Origin of the sequence: Desulfonatronum zhilinae (assembly GCF_900182865.1) — a bacterium.
In the GTDB taxonomy this organism is placed as follows: domain Bacteria; phylum Desulfobacterota; class Desulfovibrionia; order Desulfovibrionales; family Desulfonatronaceae; genus Desulfonatronum; species Desulfonatronum lacustre.
In genome coordinates, this window is the sequence record NZ_FXUJ01000013.1 from 82,777 (window position 1) to 99,943 (window position 17,167).

Here is a 17,167-nt window from a genome sequence, read left to right on the forward strand (position 1 = left end):
GTCTTGTTATTCATGGAGTCTTGATTTGTCTGAAATACATGGGTTGTTTTCCCGGGCGGTTTCGTTTCAGGGATTGTTGGATGAAATTCCGCTGGGAGCGATGATTTTGGATCGGGAGCGACGGATCGTGGCCGTGAACCGGGCCATGGAAGCGTTGACCGGTTTTGATCGACTGGATGCCCGCGGAATCCGTTGCGCGCATATTTTGCGCAACGCGGTGTGCATTGAGAACTGTCCGGTGGAACGGGAGCGGTTTGACCAGGAGACGGCGCCCTGTTGTCTGGATGGAAACGTCGTCAACCGGGATCGCAAGAAAATTCCGGTTCGGATCACCGTGACTCCGTTGACGGACGTAGGGGGTGGGTGCTGTGGGTATCTGGAAACCGTTGAAAACATCCGACACTCAGGAGAATGGTCCTGGAAGGCCGAGCATGCCGCCCGCTTCGGACACCTGATCGGAAACAGTCCCCAAATGGAGCGCATCTTCCAGATCCTGCCCATGATCGGGCAGACGGACTCCTCCGTGCTGATCACCGGGGAGACCGGGACAGGAAAGGACATCATCGCGGAAGCCATCCATCTGGCCTCGGACCGGGCCAAGGGCGCGTTCATCAAGGTCAACTGCGGGGCCCTGCCGGAAACGCTTCTGGAATCCGAACTGTTCGGCCATCAAAAAGGAGCCTTTACCGGAGCCACGGAAAGCAAGCCCGGACGGTTCAAGCTGGCTCACAACGGCACCTTGTTCCTTACGGAAATCGGGGATCTGCCACTGGGGTTGCAAACCAAGCTTTTGACCTTTCTGGACGACAAGACCGTTTTTCCTTTGGGCAGCGGCCAGGGAACCAAGGTCAACGTCCGAATCGTCGCCGCGACCCTTCGAGATCTGGAAACAATGGTCCGTTCCGGACAATTCCGCAGCGACCTGCTTTTTCGGCTGAACGTGATCCGCATCCATCTGCCGCCGCTGCGCGAACGCGAGGGCGACGTGCGGCGGCTTCTGGACCAGTTCCTGCGCACCTTTGCCATGCAGGCCAACAAGACCATCTCGGGGTTTTCCCAGGAAGCCCTGGACGTTCTGCTGGACTACGATTATCCGGGTAATGTCCGGGAGTTGAAGAATATCGTGGAATATGCCGCGACCTTCTGTTTCACGGAAACGGTCCAGCGCGCCCATCTGCCGGACTACCTGCTTCGGGAAGGACGTCCCGAGCCCGAATTCTCCTCCAGCCTGGTCGCTGCTCGCAAGAGCCAACAAAACTTCCTCGACGAGGCTCGACCCGGCCCGAACGATCATTTATGGGATGAAACAGGGCAAGAGCGAGGAAATTCTTCCATACCGACCGATCCACCGAGCGTTCCACTGGGCGTCTCAATGGGCTCGACCTGGAAGGACATGGAAAAGCAGATGATCCTGGAAGCGTTGCGGCAGGCCAAGGGCAAGCGCGGCCAAGCCGCGGACGCACTGGGCTGGGGGCGGAGCACTTTGTGGCGGAAAATGAAGCTGTTGGGGCTGGATACCTGAAGCGCTGAAGCGGCCACTCGTAAGGAGAACAAAGGCATGGAAAACGTCAGAATGCTGCTGGTGGACGACGAGGCGGATTTTTTATCCACCATCATCAAGCGTTTGAAACACCGCGGTTACGACGTACACGGGGCCGCCGGAGGAGACGAGGCCCTGGAACTGCTCCAACGCCTCGAAATGGACGTAGTGGTCCTGGACGTGAAGATGCCAGGCCGGGACGGCCTGAACCTGCTCCAGGAAATCAAGGGCCGCTGGCCCCTGGTGGAGGTGATCATGCTCACCGGACATGCCTCCGTGGAGTCCGGAATCCGAGGCATGGAACTCGGAGCCTTCGACTACCTGATGAAACCCGCCAAACTGGACGAACTGCTCCAAAAAGTCCGGCAGGCGGTGGAGCGGAAGCGGTTGCGGGAGGGGTAGCACATTGTGAAGACATGGTAATAGTGGTGAAGAGGGGGGCAAAGGGCGCACCGTGGTGCGCCCTTTTGTGTTTCGTTTTGGAGGAAGCGTTTCTCAGCTGTTCAAAATCTCCATGGCCTCATCCAGATACGCGTCCATGACGTAGGGGATGCCGGTGAGTTTGGCGCATTCCTCGGTCAGGGACATCAGTTCGTTGCGGGTGATGGACGGGAGGTTGAAGCAGCGGGCTCCGGCCATGAGTTGTTGCAGGCCGACCCTGATCCGGTCGCAGTAGCTGTAGATGCCCACCGCGCCCAGGGGGATGTTGGGCATTTCGTCGGCGCCCACCAGGTCCTTGACCTTGGAATAGTCGGTGAAGATTTCCTCCGGGGTGGTCCCGTAGGCCGAGACGGTCTTGGGCAGATCCTTTTCGATCATCCATTTGGCGATGTTCTTGCCCACCATGCCCGGGATCATCAGGGCCCGGCCCATGCAGACCGCCTTGGTGTACGGAGCGCCCAGGGCCAATGCCTTGAAAATGCCGTCCTCGCTGGAAAAGGCTCCGGCAAAGGCCAGGTCGGGCACGCGCAGACCGCGTCCTTCCAGGTGCCTGGCGAATTTGTAGGCCGCCGTGTGCAGGTACAGGCTGGGCACGCCCCATTCGGCCATCATCCGCCAGGGGCTCATGCCCGTGCCGCCGGGTGCGCCGTCGATGGTCAGCAGATCGATTTCCGCCTTGCTGCTCCAGCGCATGGCCAGGGCCAGTTCGCGCATGCCGTAGGCCCCGGTCTTCAGGGTGATCCGCTTGTAGCCCAGCTTTCGCAACCGCTGGACCTCGGCCATGAAGGACTCCTCGGAAATGAAGCCCAGCCGACTGTGCCGCTCGAACTCCTTGATGCCGCCGGAGTTGAAGGCCGCCTGATTGACCGGGTCGGATGGGTCCGGGGTGACGATGTAGCCCCGGCGTTGCAGTTCCAGAGCCCGTTCCAGGCTGTGGACCATGATCTCGCCGCCGATGGACTTGGCGCCCTGACCCCATTTCAGTTCGATGGACTCCTGGCCGTGCTTGTCGATCAGGTATTCGGCCACGCCGAGTCGGCCGTCCTCCACGTTCATCTGGACCAGCATCTCGCCGAATCCGCGGTGATAGCGGCGATAAACATCGATGCGCCGGTCCATTTCCGGGGACTTGACGACCATGTTTTGGCTGTTCAGCTCCAAGCCGGGGTCGATGCCGCAGACGTTCTCGCCGCAGACCAGGCTGATGCCGCTGATGGCCGCGCCCATGGCGAAATGCTCCCAGTTGGCCCGGGCGATTTCCGTGGAACCCAGCGCTCCGGTGAAAATCGGCACTTCCATGGCGGTCTTGGAGTTCCAGCCGTATTCGGTGCGGGTGTCCACCTTGGGAAACAGGGCCGTATCCGGTCCGGGCTCCACGCCTTCGGGCATGCCCTTGGCGCCCATGGCGTAGCCCTGGATGTTCAGATGGGAATAGTCCAGGGGATAGTCCTTGTCCCCGCCGGCCGTGACCTTGCCGAACGGTCCGGGATAGATCACTTCGCGGCCGCGAAACGTGGACTTGAAGATTTCACAATTGCCCCGGCAACCGTCCACGCAGCGGGTACAGATCCCGCTCATGGCCACGACGCTCTTGGAGCGGTTGAAGCTCTGGGTGGCTTCGTTGGCATTGGGTTTGTTCAGGTTCATGTTTTCCTCCGAAAAAAGACATTAGTGCGGACAAGCCCGGATTGACTACATTATTGTAGGGAGGAAAGGCAAGGGGGCAGGGCCATTTTGTTCTCGGAAAAATCGCTATAATTTCAGATTCGTAGGATGATGGGTGTCCAGGGGATAACGCCTTGGGTGGACTAGAAAACACCGAAATCGTGATCGAAATCGATTTCTGGTATCTTTCCGATTTCGATAGCGATTTCGATTTCGATCCAGAGCGCCTACGGCCAGGGAACAAATCTGCCTGGGCAAGGGGGAGAGGAAGTCTCCTTCGGCTTGCCTTTTTCAGAAATATGGGCTTGATGACCTTTGCCTGCGTACAACACCCATTCTGATCAACGAGAGGAAGTCGTGCGGAAAAAACCAAATATCATCGTGTCGTCAGTGGATGCCAAGCGACTGGAGACGTTGCTGGACTCCCTTTCATCGAACTCGTTTCCAAGCATGGCCGAACTGGAGGCGGAACTGGAGCGGGCCGAGATCGTCGCGCCGGAGGAGGTTCCCGGGACAGTGGTGACCATGAATTCCACCGTGAAGTTTCGGGTGGAACCCTCCGGGGAGGAGTTCGTCATGACCTTGGTCTATCCGGGCAGCGAGGATTCCCAGGGGCAAAAGATATCCATTCTGGCCCCGGTGGGTAGTGCGTTGTTGGGTTTGACCCAGGGGGATGAAATCGAATGGCCGCGACCCGGCGGCGGGATGATGCGGGTTTCCATCGTGGACGTGATCTACCAGCCCGAGCGTTCCGGAGATTATCGCATGTAGCGAATCAAAGCGGCTGGTTACTCGGAAGCGCCTTGCGAAAGTATCTCGCGCACCGTTTCCGTCAGGGTCTGAAGCTGGAAGGGCTTGCCCAGGAATCCCGCGGCCCCGGTGGCCAGGACGCTGGAGCCATAGCCGTCGGCAACATAGCCGCTGACGATCAGGACCCGGAGCTTCGGGTTCAGCTTCAACAGGACATTCAGGGTTTTCAGACCGCCCATGCCCGGCATGTTCAGATCCAGGACCACGAGATGGAACGCTTCGGGGTCGGCCTGAATTCGGTCCAAGGCTTGCTCCCCGCGAGAGGCCTCCTCCACTGCGTATCCTTGCAGCCGCAGACCTTCCACGGTGGTTTCCCTGACCAGATCGTCGTCGTCCACGACGAGAATTCTGATTTGAGTGGAGTCGGCGCTGTCCTGGTCGTCAAATTGATGGAAGGATTTTGGCGGAGCGGGGATTGGTTCGTCCGGGAACATCTGAGAGGGGTCCGGGGGGTGGTCCGTGGCCGGGAAGTCGATGACAAAGGTTGTTCCGCTGCCCGGCGTGCTGATGCAGGTGATGCGGCCTCCGTGGCTTTGGACCGTGCCGTAGACCGAGGCCAGCCCCAGTCCGGTACCTTTGTCCACCTCCTTGGTGGTGAAGAAGGGATCGAAAATTTTCTGGGCCGTGTCTTGGTCCATGCCGGTACCGGTGTCCGTGACCAATAGGCGGACCACATTCGTCGGGGATGACGGGGGGCCGTCTTCATCCGGGATGTTCAGGGTGGTGATCGTCAGGGCGCCGACTCCGGCCATGGCATCGGCGGCATTGGTGCCGAGGTTGAGAATGATCTGCTCGATTTGAAGCGGGTCGGCCAGGATCGGCCTCAAGTCCGGGGCCAGGTGGACGCGGATGTCGATCATCTTGGGGATGGTCCGCTGGAGAATGGCTACCGCTTCCGTGATTTCCCGGTTCAGGTCCATGGACCGGTGGTCGCCTGGAGTCTTCCTGCTGTACGCCAGGAGCTGGCGGATCAGCTCCGCGCCCCGGTTGCAGGCCTTGCGGATGCTCAGCAGACCCAGGTAGTCTTCGTCCTGTTTGGTTTTTCGGCCCAGCATGAGCTGGGCCATGCCGCCCACTGCCTGGAGGATGTTGTTGAAGTCGTGAGCCATGCCTCCGGCCAGGGTACCCAAGGCCTCGATCTTCTGGGCTTGGCGCAACTGCTCCTCCAGCTCCTTTTCCTGGGTAATGTCGCTGAGAAAGCCGTCGTAGGAAATCAGGGTTCCATCCCGGTCCCGGACGGCCTTGGTGTTCATGGAAACCCAAAGCGGCGTCCCGTCGCGGCGTTTCAGCCGCACCTGGTAGTTCTTGACCATATCGTGGCGTTCCAGTTCCTGCTTGTAGGCATCCCGATCCGCGGGATCGACGTAGAGCTGGGCCGCGATGTCCGTGATCGCGTTCAGCATCTCTTGCGGTGAGTCGTAGCCGACAAGCTCGGCGTACATCGGGTTGACCCGCAGGAATCGTCCATCCGGCGTGGACTGAAAGACGGCCACCGGCGCGTTGTCGAAGAGCTCCTTGTATTTGCTCTCGGCCCTGGCCTGGGCGGCCTCGGCTTGTTTGCGCTTCGTGATGTTTCGAAACGTCCCTTCCACACCGAGTATGTGGCCTTCGCCGTCGGTGTACAGTCGGCTGTTGGTGGAAACGAAGACCGGGGCGCCGTCCCGGCGTTTCAGGGTGACCTCGTAATCCAGAACCTCGCCCTGACGTTTCAGGGCCAGCAGCAGTCCTTGCCGTTCCTCCGGGTGCAGATAAAACGAGGCCGCCGGGCGACCAATGATTTCCTCCAGGCTGGAGCAGCCGAACATTGGGAGGGCCGACGGGCTGACCAGAATGATGTTCCCCTGAGCGTCTGTTCGATAGTAGACGTCCAGTATGTTTTCCAGCACGGACCGGTAGCGGGCTTCGCTTTTGCGCAGCTCCTGGGTGCGTTCCTCCAGGCGTTCCTCGACCCGTAACAAAGCCCGTTCCCTTCGAGCCTTGGCGCAGAGATCAATAAGGTAGTCCGGGCTGAAGGGCTTGCGCACATAGGCCGCGGCGCCTTTGCGAATGCATTTCAAGGCGATTTCCGGTTTGGAATCGCTGGTGATCACGATGCACACCGTTTCCGGCCGAAGGCTCATGAATTCTTCCAGGACCGAGTCGCCGAGCTGGTCGGGCAAATGGTAGTCCAGGATTACCAGTTCGAAGGGCAGTTTGTGAAACAGATCACGGCCTTCGGCCGCGGTCAGGGCCACATGGGCCCGGTATCCCTGGGCGGCGAACTCGCTTTGCAACAAGAGAGCCATGGAGCGGCTGTCTTCGATGATCAGGACCAAGCGGTCCAGCGGTTGCTTGTGTCCTCGGAGCAGGTCGCGGACCGTTTTCAGAAAGTGGGGAATATTCAGGGGGATGGGTTCGAAGGCGTCGGCCCCGGTTTCAGCGGTGACCCGCGCGGCTTCCTCGCCCGAGAAGGTAGCCGAAGCCACCATCAGCGGGACGGTATTGAACTCCTGGTAAGTGGGGGAGCGCAACAGACGGCAGAACCGCCATCCGTCTATCAGGGGCATGTACAGGTCGGTGAGGATCAAATCCGGCGGAGGGTCGGCGGCCATGCCTTGCAAAGCCTCCTCGGCCGAGGAGAAGGGACGGACCCGCAGCCCCTCACCGCGTAGCAGGTTGGTCATGATCGTCAGTTGGGCCTGGTCGTCGTTGACCAACACGACGCAAGGAGATTTTCTTTCGTTCGTCATTATTTCAGATGGGATGCAGCAGGGTGAAGGCCGGTGCGGCTATGCGACAATGCTGATAAATTTGTATCTACTCAGCACAGAGTAATGCTGTTGCCGGAGTCGGAGTCGGAGTCGGAATCGGGATCGGAATCGAAAACGCTGGGAGGCGTTCTAAATTCTTCCTGTTCCGATACCTGCTCCGATAGCGAAGCGCCGACCCCGTCCCCGATTGTCGGAGCAAGAGCGGACACAAAATGTGCTGAGTAGATACTATTTTTTTATGGTTATGCTCGTTTTGCGGTTTCCGGGGCCTCAGGGATGCGTTTCAACTCCGCGAGGAGCATATGCAAACCGTTTTGCGTTTCCAGAACATTTCCACTTTTCGCCGCCGTTTCCACGACCAGGGCTGCGTCCCGGGCCGGGTCGGCGCAGAGCGTAGCCAGCGCTCCTTTGATCTTGTGGGCCAGCCGGGCCGTTTCCTGAAGGTCCGGGCCGTGGAGAAGGGGGATGATGTGCTCCTGGTATTCGGGCAGCTCTTCCTGGCTAAAGCGCAAGACAATTTTTTGCCACAGTTTGTCGTTGCCCAGAAATCGTGACTTGACGTCCTGAAGATTGAACACCGGTCGCGAATCAATGCAGGGATCGGGAACGGGCTCGGAATCGGGAACCGACGGTGTCCGCGGAGATTCGCTGGGGGAGGTTGAAAAAGTGAAAAGGCGCGTCTCGGCGGACCGTGCCGTCAGCAAGCGCTGGATTTCGGCATGCAGCTGGTCGCCCTGGATCGGCTTGGGCGAGAAGCCGTCCAGGCCCTTGCTCAAGAAGGATTTCCGCTCCTCGGGCAGCACGTAGGCGGTGAGGGCGATAATCGGCGTACGCGGCATGCCTCGATCCCGTTCCAGGTCGCGGATACGGGTCGTGGCTTCCAGACCGTCCATTTCCGGCATCTGGATGTCCATGAGAATGATGTCGTAGGCTCTGCCCTGGAAGGCTCGAACGGCCTCGACTCCGCTGGAAACCACGTCGAAGCTGTATCCATGCTGCCCCAAAATGAAGGCGAGGTATTGCTGGTTGAGGTCCACGTCCTCGGCAACCAGGATGTGGGCCGAGGGGTGCGCATCAGGCGAGTCAGCCGTTTTTGCGGTGGTCGTGGGGGAAGGCGATGCTGTTTGCGCCATGTCGCAAGCCGAGAGGGGCGGAGGTTCGCTGGAAGGTGGTTCTGACGCCGGGAACGCGGCGTCATGTAAAGGAATGACAAAGGAAAACGTACTGCCCTGTCCGACGGTGCTCTGGAAAAACATGGTCCCACCCATCAGCTCCACTAAACGTCGACACAGGGACAGCCCCAGTCCGGTGCCCCCGTAGGTTTTCGCGTAGGAACTGTCGGCTTGGGAAAAAGGCTGAAACAGACATTCCCCGGTTGTGGCGGCAATGCCGATTCCGGTGTCTCGGACCTGGAAGCGCAGGGCCGGGCCGAGGTCGGGGGCGTCGATGCGTTCCACGCCGAAGGTGATCCGGCCCTGGGTGGTGAATTTGACGGCATTGTCCAGTAAGTTGCGGAGTACCTGCTCCAAACGGGTGGGGTCGAGGCACGACGTTTGGGGCAGGTTGGGCCCCATCTCCAGCCGGAGTTCCAGGTTCTTGGCTTGGGCCGGAAAGGAGTAGAGGTGCCTGCAGCGCTCCATGAGCGGTTCCAAGGCCACGTTTTCAGGACGCAGTTCCAGCTTTCCGGCCTCGACCTTGGACAGGTCCAGGATGTCGTTGATGATTTGCAGCAGGGACTGGGCGGAATCCGTGGTCATCCGCAACAGCGTCAGCTTTTCCGGGTCCCTTTCATCGCTGGAGAGCATGTCCAGGGCGCCGAGTATCCCGCTCATGGGGGTGCGGATTTCATGGCTCATGTTGGCCAGAAAGATGCTCTTGGCCGCGTTGGCTTCCTGGGCTTGCTCGGCCATGCGCACGGCTTGGGCTCTGGATTCCTCCAACTTGGCGTTGGTCGCTTCCAACTGGGCCAGGACGCGGCGCAGCTCGTCCTCGGCCTGTTTGCGCTGGATCAGCCGGGTGTTCACCTCGGTGACGTCCTGGATCATGAACATGGCCTGAAAAACGTTGTCCGGTCCGCGCATGGGGCTGATGGTGACGTGCTGAAGCCGGTGCGAACCGTCCGGAAGCTTGGCCGGGATCAGATATTTGTGGATGTGGGAGGAAAAAATGATCGGCGGGCCGCCGCGCAGGACCGACTCAATGCGGGTGGAGAAGCGCTTCTCGGTAAACAAGGGATAGAATTCCCGGATGTCTCGACCAGTGATTCCCGTTTCCCCCAGTCCGGTCCAGTACGCCAGGCATTTGTTCCAGAAGACGACGCGGTAGTCGGCGTCCAGGACCAGAACGCCCAGGGGGATGTGGTCGAGAATCCTGAATCGGTCGGCGTCCGCGCTGGCGGTCGTGGCGTTGTCCATGACAATGGATATCCGGTGGGCTCAGCCGTCCAGGGGCATTCCCTGCTCGGCCATGATTCTGTTCAGGGCCGCCAGCAGACTGTCGAAGGTTCGCAAGCGGAACATGACCAGGATGTCTCCCTGGATCAGGCGTTCCTCCAGGACGAAGTTGGTCTTGGCCAGCAGAAGCATGTTGTCGCGTGGACCGTCGCTGAGCAGCAGGTCGGCGAAACTGGTTTCGTAATAATCCGGGGGCAGGTATTCGATATGCTCCATGAGCAGGTTGCCGATGGAGCCCATGACGCCGTTGAGGACGATGTTGCCCACCTCCTGCAGCACGCCCATGCGCATCATGTCCATGTCTTCGGCCACGGGCTCTTCGCCGAGGATGATGGTGATCAGCTTGTTGGCGCTTTCCGGGGGGAACATCAACGAGGCCATGCCGGAGAATTTTCCACTGAAGCTGAGTTTGATGGCCGTGACTTTTTGCGTGGCGTCGATGATCTCGCCGGAAAGCATCTTTTCGATGGGAACGACGATCACTTCCGGAGCGAACAGGCTGACGTGCTGGCCGCTCATCTGGTTCAAGGTGCCCGCTGCATGGCCCACGCCGATGTTGATCAGCTCCTGAAGGACGTCCAGTTGATTCGAGGTGAGTTGGCCCATCGAAAACCTCCCTAGCTCGGCGACGCGCCGGTCAACTCGGTGAGCAGCGCTGCCAGCTTTTGAGCCGGGAAGGGCTTGCTCAGAATATCCCTGGCGCCCAGCTTCCGGCAACGGTCCCTGGAACTTTCCTGAATGTCAGCGGAGATGACCACCACGGGAACGGTGGATCCCTGGGTTTGCAACGCTTCCAGAACCTCGAAGCCGTTGAGTACGGGCATGTTCAGGTCCAGCAGGACCACGTCCGGGGCGTGTTCGGCCACGGCGTCCAGGCATTCCCGGCCGTTTTTGGCCTCGATCACTTCGTGTCCGAGGCTCTTGACCGCCTTGGTCAAAGCAGAACGTTGAAACATGGAGTCGTCGGCAATAAGCACTTTCGGCATGGGGGCTCCCATTCGTTCATGGTTTAGTGGTGCAACGGATCACGGTTTGGTTCGAGGAACACCGTGAAGCCGCAACAAAACATCTTTTGCAGGGATCGCGGCCAAGGTCAAGAATGGCGGGGAACGAATGGCTTGTTGCGCGGGGGAGGCGGAGAATAGGGCCCGGCGCGAGGGGATGCGCCGGGCCCGTGAAGCGGGCGGGATTAGAAGCGGTAGCTCAGACTCGTTCCGATCAGGTGGGTGCGCCCATCCTTGAACGTGCTGTCCAGTACGCCGTCGGCCGGCCGGCCTTTGATGCTGCGATCGCCGAACCAGAGGTACGAATAGGAGAAGTCCAGGCTGAGGTTGTCCCAGGCCAAACCGAGGCCGGTGGTGATGATGTTCCGGTCGTTGGTGGGGGTCATGTAGTCGGCGTATTCGTCGTCGTCCGGGATCTGGTCGTAGACGTAGCCGAGCCGCAGTTTGATCAAGTCGGTCAGGTCGTATTCCGCGCCGAACTGAAAACGCCAGACGTCGTTCCAATTTTTCTGGGCCGAGGAGACCTTGTTGTCGCCCATGGGCGATCCCGGGGTCAGGGCGTTGCCGTAAGTGATTTCCAGCTTGTCGTAGGTGCTCCAGAGGGTGTAGATGGCGTTGGCTTCCAGGCTCAGCCTTTCAATAGGCCGGAACATGACGCCGAGCCCGAAGGAGTCGGGCAGGGTGAGGTCGCCTTCGGCGGAGGTGTTGTTGAAGTAGCCCAGGGCCATGGCTGCGGGGTTGCGTTTGAACGTGGCATCGCCCTTGATGGTCTGCTTGACCCGGCTTTTGTAGGTCAGGCCCAGAGCCCAGGTGTCGTTGGGCTTGTAATGCAGGGCGATGTTCCCGCCGACGCCCCAGGAGTCACCCTCGAGTTCGGCGCGCATCCCTCCCAAGGCCTGGCCGACCATGCGCTTCTGGTAAAAATCGAACCACATCACCTCCGCGCCCACGGCCACCGACACGGAGTCAGTCAGTTTGTAGGCCAGGTTCGGGTTGAAAGAGAGCGATTTGACACGTGTAAAAAGGTTATTGTACTCACCCGGCCAACCGTCCGGGAACTCGGTTCCCAGACCGAATCTGTTGTATACGCCGAGGCCCAGCCAGATTCTGTCGCTCATCTGGCGGGTAACGTAGGCATGAGGCGGGATCCAGGTGTTGCTCTTGATGCTGGTGGTGTCGCCGGGAGTTTCAATATCTCCTTCGGGCATCACCAGGGAGAAGCCGACCATGGTCTGGGTCCCTTCAAGCTGAGTGATTCCCGCGGGATTGTAGGCCACGGCCGAAGGGTCGTCCGCCCGCCCGATCATGGTTCCCCCCATGGATGTCCCCCTGGCCCCGAATTCGTACAGGGCGAAGCCCGCCCCGTAGGCCGGACCGACGCCGAGCAGTCCCATAATCAGGACAAGACCGAGGGCTAAAAATTTGGATATCCCAAGGGAGCGTCCCCCGTACCCTCCACGGGCGCGGCTTCGAGTGATGCCGAAGCGTTGCGAATCATCGGTGCGTGCCATACGTCCTCCTGTTGCGGTTGCCAATTCTGGAAATGGATCATCGCCGCGGCTGGGCCCAATGCTTGTTTCGCCGAGCAGTGCTCCCGTGCCGCTGGACCTTTTTTCCCCTGGAGGAAAAAAATGGTATTCGACGGAGCTGGAGGCGAAGCAGGGCACGTCCGCGATCGTTCATCAAGCTTTCAGAACGCGGTGATCCCGGCCTATACATCAACAGGCCTGCCTATGTTGTCGGGTCTGGAAAAAGTCAACCAATAATTGGAGTGGCAACTAAATGGCTGCATGGATGGAGAAGATGTTGCACATGGACTTGGAGGACTCTCCCGGATTTCTGGTCAACAGGGCGGCGCTGCGCATTAAAAGGGAGTTTCACCGTTTGCTGGAAGAGCAAGGCTATTCCGTGACGCCGGAGCAGTGCGTGGTCCTGTGGCGGCTTTGGAGCCACGAAGGCGGAGTGCAGCGTGAACTGGCCTCGACCACCTTTAAGGACATGACCAACATGACTCGCATCCTCGACGGCCTGGAACGCCGTCAGTTGGTGGTGCGCCAACGCGACGAGCACGATCGCCGATGCAGCCGGATATTCCTGACCGCCGAAGGCCGGGCCCTGCGCGAGGGGATCTTGGGCGTCGCCGGGCAACTGGCCGAACAAGCCTATCGCGGCCTGAGTGAAAAGCAAATCAGAGAGTTCAAGGACGTCTTGTCGCTGATCTACTCCAATCTGAACGACGCCCCCAAGGCCGAACCATCCGCGGCGACGTTCGAGTAGGGGCACGGCGCGCCGGGCCCCTATTTATGAATGCAGATTATCGACCTATCATCCCTTCGCGGGGAACCATCCCTTTTCTCCATGGACTTTCCGTGGCGAGGCTGGGTATCCTTGCCTCTCGTCAGGGCTATTTTGTACTCTGCAAAATCTCTATAATTTCAGAGCGGTAGATTGCAGTATGTTCAAGGGGAAACTCCAGGGTGGGCCAGCAATCATCGAAATCGAAATCGCTATCGAAATCGGAAAGTTACCAGAAATCGATTTCGATCACGATTTCGATTTCGATACCGATTTAGAGCGCCCGTAGTGCGAGAACAAATCTGCCCTGTGCCTCGCATGGCCCACGTTGCTTTCTTTTCCGAAAGCTCATAGCCTGATTTGCGGTTCTCGAATTCTTGATTCAGATGCGACTGTGCATGACGATCTTGGTCGGTGAGCCTGTGTGCGTCGTTTTTCAAAACGTCGATTCGCAATGCTAAGGAGAAACCAAATGAACAGACTCAGAGCGATCCTTGGATTGTCCATGGCTGGCTTTGTATTGATCGCCGCTGTGGCTGCCGTATCCCCCAAAACACCAAGTGAAGCTTTGGGCCAGGCGCTGGACGGCGCGGTCCTGGTCAAGGAGCGTTGTACGCAATGCCATGACCTGGTGCGCGTGGAACGCCGCGTCGGTCAGGACCGGGCCTGGTGGGAGCGGACCGTGGAGCGGATGCAGGGCAAGCGCGTCGACCTGCTCGACGACGCCGAACGCAACGCCGTGCTGGATCATTTGTCCGGCATGTAGAGGAGGCGACCATGCAGCCGATCATGGTCTACATGACCGCGGAATCCATGGGCCAGGCCAAAACCGTCGCCCGCGAGCTGATTTCCAACCGCCTGGCGGCCTGCGTGAACATTCTGGACCGCATGCAATCCCTTTATTGGTGGGAAGGAAAGGTGGAGGAAAGCGGCGAAGTGGTGGTCCTGGCCAAGACCAGAGCCGAACTACTGCCCGCCCTGGCCGAACGGGTTCGGGCCGTCCACTCTTACGACTGCCCCTGCATCGTCTCCTGGCCCCTCACCGACGGCCACCAACCCTTCCTCGACTGGATCGGCCGGGAAACCGCTTCCGCTGTTAGGTAGAGCTTTATACTCGCGTAAGCCATGCGCTTATCTCCACGAGAACAAGCCACCATTTCTCAGTTGGCCAAGCAGTTTTTCGGAACCTCGAGCAGCGTTATCCTGTTTGGTTCACGGGTGGACGATTGCAAACGCGGCGGCGATATTGATCTGCTGATTCAACTCAATGAACCGGTGGCGGATCAATACAAAAGGAAGCTTCAGTTTCGCGCGGCTCTAAAACACGCCATCGGCGACCAAAAAATCGATGTCGTTCTGGCCGACACCACGGACGCCCGCGGCATCGTGCAACAGGCCCTGGCCACGGGGATTGAGCTGTGAAAGGACTGCATCTGGAACGCTGGCGTACCGTTGTCGCGGAGTGCGATCTGCATATTGACCGCATCCGGCACGCCCATAACCATGTTCAGCGTTTTTTCCCGTTGAGTCCCTCCGGTTATGATGATTTGAGCGCGGACGACATCACCTATCTCGACCAGCTCGTGTATCGGTATACCAAGCTCCAGGATGTCGTCGGCGAAAAACTGTTTCCCCTGACCTTGATTCTTCTTGGCGAGCAGGTTGAGGCGAAACCGTTCATCGATATCTTGAATCGCTTGGAGCGCCTGGAGCTGATTCCCTCCCGCGCGGAATGGACCTCCTGGAGAGAGTTGCGCAACGACCTCGCTCATGAGTATCCGGGCGATATCGGCGATCGGGTTGAAGCCTTGAATGCCTTGATGAAAACGGTCTGGGATCTCATCGAGACATACGGAAGCATCAAAAGCTATATGAAAAACCGAAGCGGTCGGTAAGGGATATGGCTGTTGCTGAAGTACCGTTTGTGAATTTGGGTGGTGCAGGAATCCGTGTTTGCACGGACAGGCAAGATGCCTGTCCCACCATTATGACATGCCTCCTGCCACTCTCGATAAAGCGCGGGCGGGGTAAAATGGTCAATTAAGATCAGTGTCGTCGTCATCAGGATCACCGCGCCAGGGCGTTGGTGTTTTTTTTAGTTCACCACTTAACACGTACCACGAGGCAACCATGCAAATTCTCGTTTCCGGGTCCATCGCCTATGACCGCATCATGCCCTTTCCCGGCCGCTTTGCCGATCACATTATGCCGGACAAGATTCATATTTTGAACGTCTGTTTTCTGGTCAACGGCGTGAACGAGAAATTTGGGGGCACGGCCGGGAACATTGCCTACACCCTGCGTCTGCTGGGCGAGAAACCCCGGATTCTGGCCTCGGTGGGCGACAAGGATTTTGGCAACTACGTCCAGTGGCTGGAGAAGCTGGAGATGGATCAAACGGGCATCCGTGTCATTCCGGACGAGCTGACCGCCTCGGCCTATATCACCACGGACCAGTCCGACAACCAGATTACCGGATTCAACCCCGCGGCCATGAATCATTCCTCGGAGTATGATTTCTCCAATGTGGTCCCTCAGGACACCCTGGCCGTGGTCGCTCCGGGCAACCTTCAGGACATGGCCGGGTACAGCCGGATCTACCGTGAAAAAGGCGTGCGCTACATTTTCGATCCGGGCCAGAACATCCCGGCCTTTTCCGGCGAGCAAATGCTGGAGATGCTCACCGGCGCGGAGATCCTCATTTCCAACGACTACGAATTGGAGATGATCATGAAGAACACCGGGGCGGATCGGGCCCAGCTGCTTACCCGGGCCAAGACCATCATCACCACCCTGGGCGAGCAGGGTTGCATGGTGCTCAGGCCCGGTGAAGAAACCCGGCTGGCCGCGGCCAAAGTCGCCAAGGTGGTCGATCCCACCGGCGCCGGAGATTGCTTCCGGGCCGGGCTGATCAAGGGCTTGGTGGAGGGCCGGGACGTGACCGAGGCCGCCAAGGTCGCCCTGACCAGCGCGGCCTACGCCGTGGAACATCACGGCACCCAGGAGCACCACTTCACAGTGGAGGAGTTCTGGGCCAGGTACGCGGAAAACTTCTGATCATTTTCCTACACGGCAAGCGAGATTCCACGGGAGGTTCCCATGCCCATGCGCAATCAGAAACGCCCGGCCCTGCAGATGCATCTGGATTATTTGCGGCAGTATCTGCGGGATCAGTTCGGCCCGGACGCCCAGCTCCTGGAAGCGCGGGAAATGGGTGCACAGGGAACCCAAGGCATGAAGGACTTCGGGTACGGCAAGCCGGTGTACATCCGCTTCGAGCAGGGCGGAGAGACCAGGGAGGCGGTGCTTTCCACCATGCGCGGGGACAAGTACGGGCACCAGTTTTATTGGGATCGGGCCGCGATCCTGATGTTCCAGTACGAGGCCGGGGGACTGATGGACAAGCATGTCCGTCCCTTGGGGCTGGGCTACGTGAACAGTGACGGAGCGATGATTCCGGTGCGGGCCCCCCAGGAATTCTTCATGGTCAACGAGATGGTCCAGGGCTACGACTATTACCGGGACCTGGAGCGGATTCGCCGAACCGGGCTGGAACGTGAGGACCTGACCAAGGTCAAAGCCTTTGCTCTATGGCTGGCCGGGGTGCATGGCCAAAAGAAGGATGATCCCGACCTGTACTGGCGACGGATCCGGAATCTGATCGGCGCGTCGGAGTGTATTTTCGGGCTGGTGGACTCTTATCCACACCCCTATGAGCACTTTACGCCGGAGCGCTTCCAGGCCCTGGAACGACGACTGGTGGACTGGCGCTGGAAGCTGCGCGGCTATGCGCACCGTCTGGTCGCGGTGCACGGAGATTTTCATCCCTGGAACGTATTGATCCTGCCCGACGGCGACTTCCGGGTCCTGGACCGCAGCCGGGGCGAGTGGGGCGACGGAGCGGACGACGTTTCGACCATGAGCTGCAACTACCTGCTCTTCGGCCTGTACGGCCAACCCCGGCTTTCCGGAGATTTCGAACGGCTGTACCGGACCTTCTGGGACACCTATCTGGAACGGACCAATGATCGGGAAATCCTGGAAGTCATCGCCCCGTTCCATGTCTTTCGCGCCCTGGTCATCGCCTCGCCGGAATGGTACCCCGGCCACCCTTTGGACGTGCGCCTCGGGTTGTTCCGATTCATGGAAAATGTCCTGGCCGACGAGCGGTTCGCCTATGACCGGATCAACGACTATATGGACTGAATC

15 protein-coding genes and 1 pseudogene are annotated in these 17,167 nt (G+C 59.3%); 10 read left to right on the forward strand and 6 right to left on the reverse strand.

Translation table 11 applies throughout. From position 1 onward, the window contains the following. Window positions 1-25 precede the first annotated feature (25 nt). Together AC559A_RS11530 and AC559A_RS11535 are read left to right on the forward strand one after the other, a co-directional pair. On the forward strand, window positions 26-1,522 hold the full coding sequence (locus tag AC559A_RS11530) for a sigma-54 interaction domain-containing protein (RefSeq protein ID WP_498818028.1): 1,497 nt from the start codon (window positions 26-28) through the stop codon (window positions 1,520-1,522). Between the two features lie 36 nt (window positions 1,523-1,558). Continuing rightward, on the forward strand, window positions 1,559-1,942 hold the full coding sequence (locus AC559A_RS11535; protein ID WP_498818029.1) for a response regulator: 384 nt from the start codon (window positions 1,559-1,561) through the stop codon (window positions 1,940-1,942). Window positions 1,943-2,035: 93 nt separating this feature from the next. Here the strand turns inward: AC559A_RS11535 and AC559A_RS11540 are convergent, their stop codons facing one another. Further along, window positions 2,036-3,628 carry an FMN-binding glutamate synthase family protein gene (locus tag AC559A_RS11540; protein ID WP_498818030.1) on the reverse strand — a complete coding sequence of 531 codons (1,593 nt, stop codon included), beginning with the start codon at window positions 3,626-3,628 and terminating at the stop codon, window positions 2,036-2,038. Between the two features lie 375 nt (window positions 3,629-4,003). Here AC559A_RS11540 and rnk point away from each other — a divergent pair, with 375 nt between their 5' ends. Beyond that, window positions 4,004-4,417 carry a nucleoside diphosphate kinase regulator gene (gene rnk, locus AC559A_RS11545; RefSeq protein WP_498818031.1) on the forward strand — a complete coding sequence of 138 codons (414 nt, stop codon included), beginning with the start codon at window positions 4,004-4,006 and terminating at the stop codon, window positions 4,415-4,417. A gap of 17 nt (window positions 4,418-4,434) precedes the next feature. Here rnk and AC559A_RS11550 read toward each other — a convergent pair whose 3' ends face one another. From AC559A_RS11550 to AC559A_RS11570, 5 genes are all read right to left on the reverse strand, one after another. Beyond that, complete coding sequence (locus AC559A_RS11550; RefSeq protein WP_498818032.1) at window positions 4,435-7,155, reverse strand: hybrid sensor histidine kinase/response regulator; 2,721 nt, start codon at window positions 7,153-7,155, stop codon at window positions 4,435-4,437. 293 nt (window positions 7,156-7,448) lie between these two features. Next, window positions 7,449-9,620, reverse strand: coding sequence for a PAS domain-containing hybrid sensor histidine kinase/response regulator (locus tag AC559A_RS11555; protein ID WP_498818033.1), 2,172 nt, complete (start codon window positions 9,618-9,620; stop codon window positions 7,449-7,451). A gap of 21 nt (window positions 9,621-9,641) precedes the next feature. Next, window positions 9,642-10,265, reverse strand: a complete 624-nt coding sequence (locus AC559A_RS11560; RefSeq protein ID WP_028571266.1) for a chemotaxis protein CheC — start codon at window positions 10,263-10,265, stop codon at window positions 9,642-9,644. A gap of 11 nt (window positions 10,266-10,276) precedes the next feature. Then, the gene (locus AC559A_RS11565) at window positions 10,277-10,645 is read right to left on the reverse strand and encodes a response regulator (protein ID WP_498818034.1); all 369 of its coding nucleotides are present in this window, start codon (window positions 10,643-10,645) and stop codon (window positions 10,277-10,279) included. Between the two features lie 203 nt (window positions 10,646-10,848). Next, the gene (locus AC559A_RS11570) at window positions 10,849-12,174 is read right to left on the reverse strand and encodes an OmpP1/FadL family transporter (RefSeq protein ID WP_498818035.1); all 1,326 of its coding nucleotides are present in this window, start codon (window positions 12,172-12,174) and stop codon (window positions 10,849-10,851) included. 271 nt (window positions 12,175-12,445) lie between these two features. Here AC559A_RS11570 and AC559A_RS11575 point away from each other — a divergent pair, with 271 nt between their 5' ends. The 7 genes and pseudogenes from AC559A_RS11575 to AC559A_RS11605 all read left to right on the forward strand — a co-directional run bounded on the left by AC559A_RS11575 (window position 12,446) and on the right by AC559A_RS11605 (window position 17,164). Then, complete coding sequence (locus AC559A_RS11575; RefSeq protein WP_084031833.1) at window positions 12,446-12,940, forward strand: MarR family winged helix-turn-helix transcriptional regulator; 495 nt, start codon at window positions 12,446-12,448, stop codon at window positions 12,938-12,940. A gap of 490 nt (window positions 12,941-13,430) precedes the next feature. Next, window positions 13,431-13,724 (forward strand): hypothetical protein, encoded by a 294-nt coding sequence (locus tag AC559A_RS11580; protein WP_498818036.1) that lies wholly within the window; start codon window positions 13,431-13,433, stop codon window positions 13,722-13,724. A 47-nt stretch (window positions 13,725-13,771) separates the two neighbouring features. Further along, window positions 13,772-13,978: pseudogene (cutA, locus tag AC559A_RS11585) on the forward strand (divalent-cation tolerance protein CutA); the annotation flags it as partial. 105 nt (window positions 13,979-14,083) lie between these two features. After that, a complete protein-coding gene (locus tag AC559A_RS11590) occupies window positions 14,084-14,380 on the forward strand; it encodes a nucleotidyltransferase domain-containing protein (protein ID WP_498818037.1) in 297 nt (98 codons plus the stop codon). Further along, window positions 14,377-14,853, forward strand: coding sequence for a hypothetical protein (locus AC559A_RS11595; protein ID WP_498818038.1), 477 nt, complete (start codon window positions 14,377-14,379; stop codon window positions 14,851-14,853). Before AC559A_RS11590 ends, AC559A_RS11595 begins: the two co-directional genes overlap by 4 nt. 235 nt (window positions 14,854-15,088) lie before the next feature. Next, window positions 15,089-16,015 (forward strand): carbohydrate kinase family protein, encoded by a 927-nt coding sequence (locus tag AC559A_RS11600; RefSeq protein ID WP_498818039.1) that lies wholly within the window; start codon window positions 15,089-15,091, stop codon window positions 16,013-16,015. Window positions 16,016-16,057: 42 nt separating this feature from the next. After that, window positions 16,058-17,164, forward strand: coding sequence for a phosphotransferase (locus AC559A_RS11605; RefSeq protein WP_498818040.1), 1,107 nt, complete (start codon window positions 16,058-16,060; stop codon window positions 17,162-17,164). Window positions 17,165-17,167: the final 3 nt, after the last annotated feature.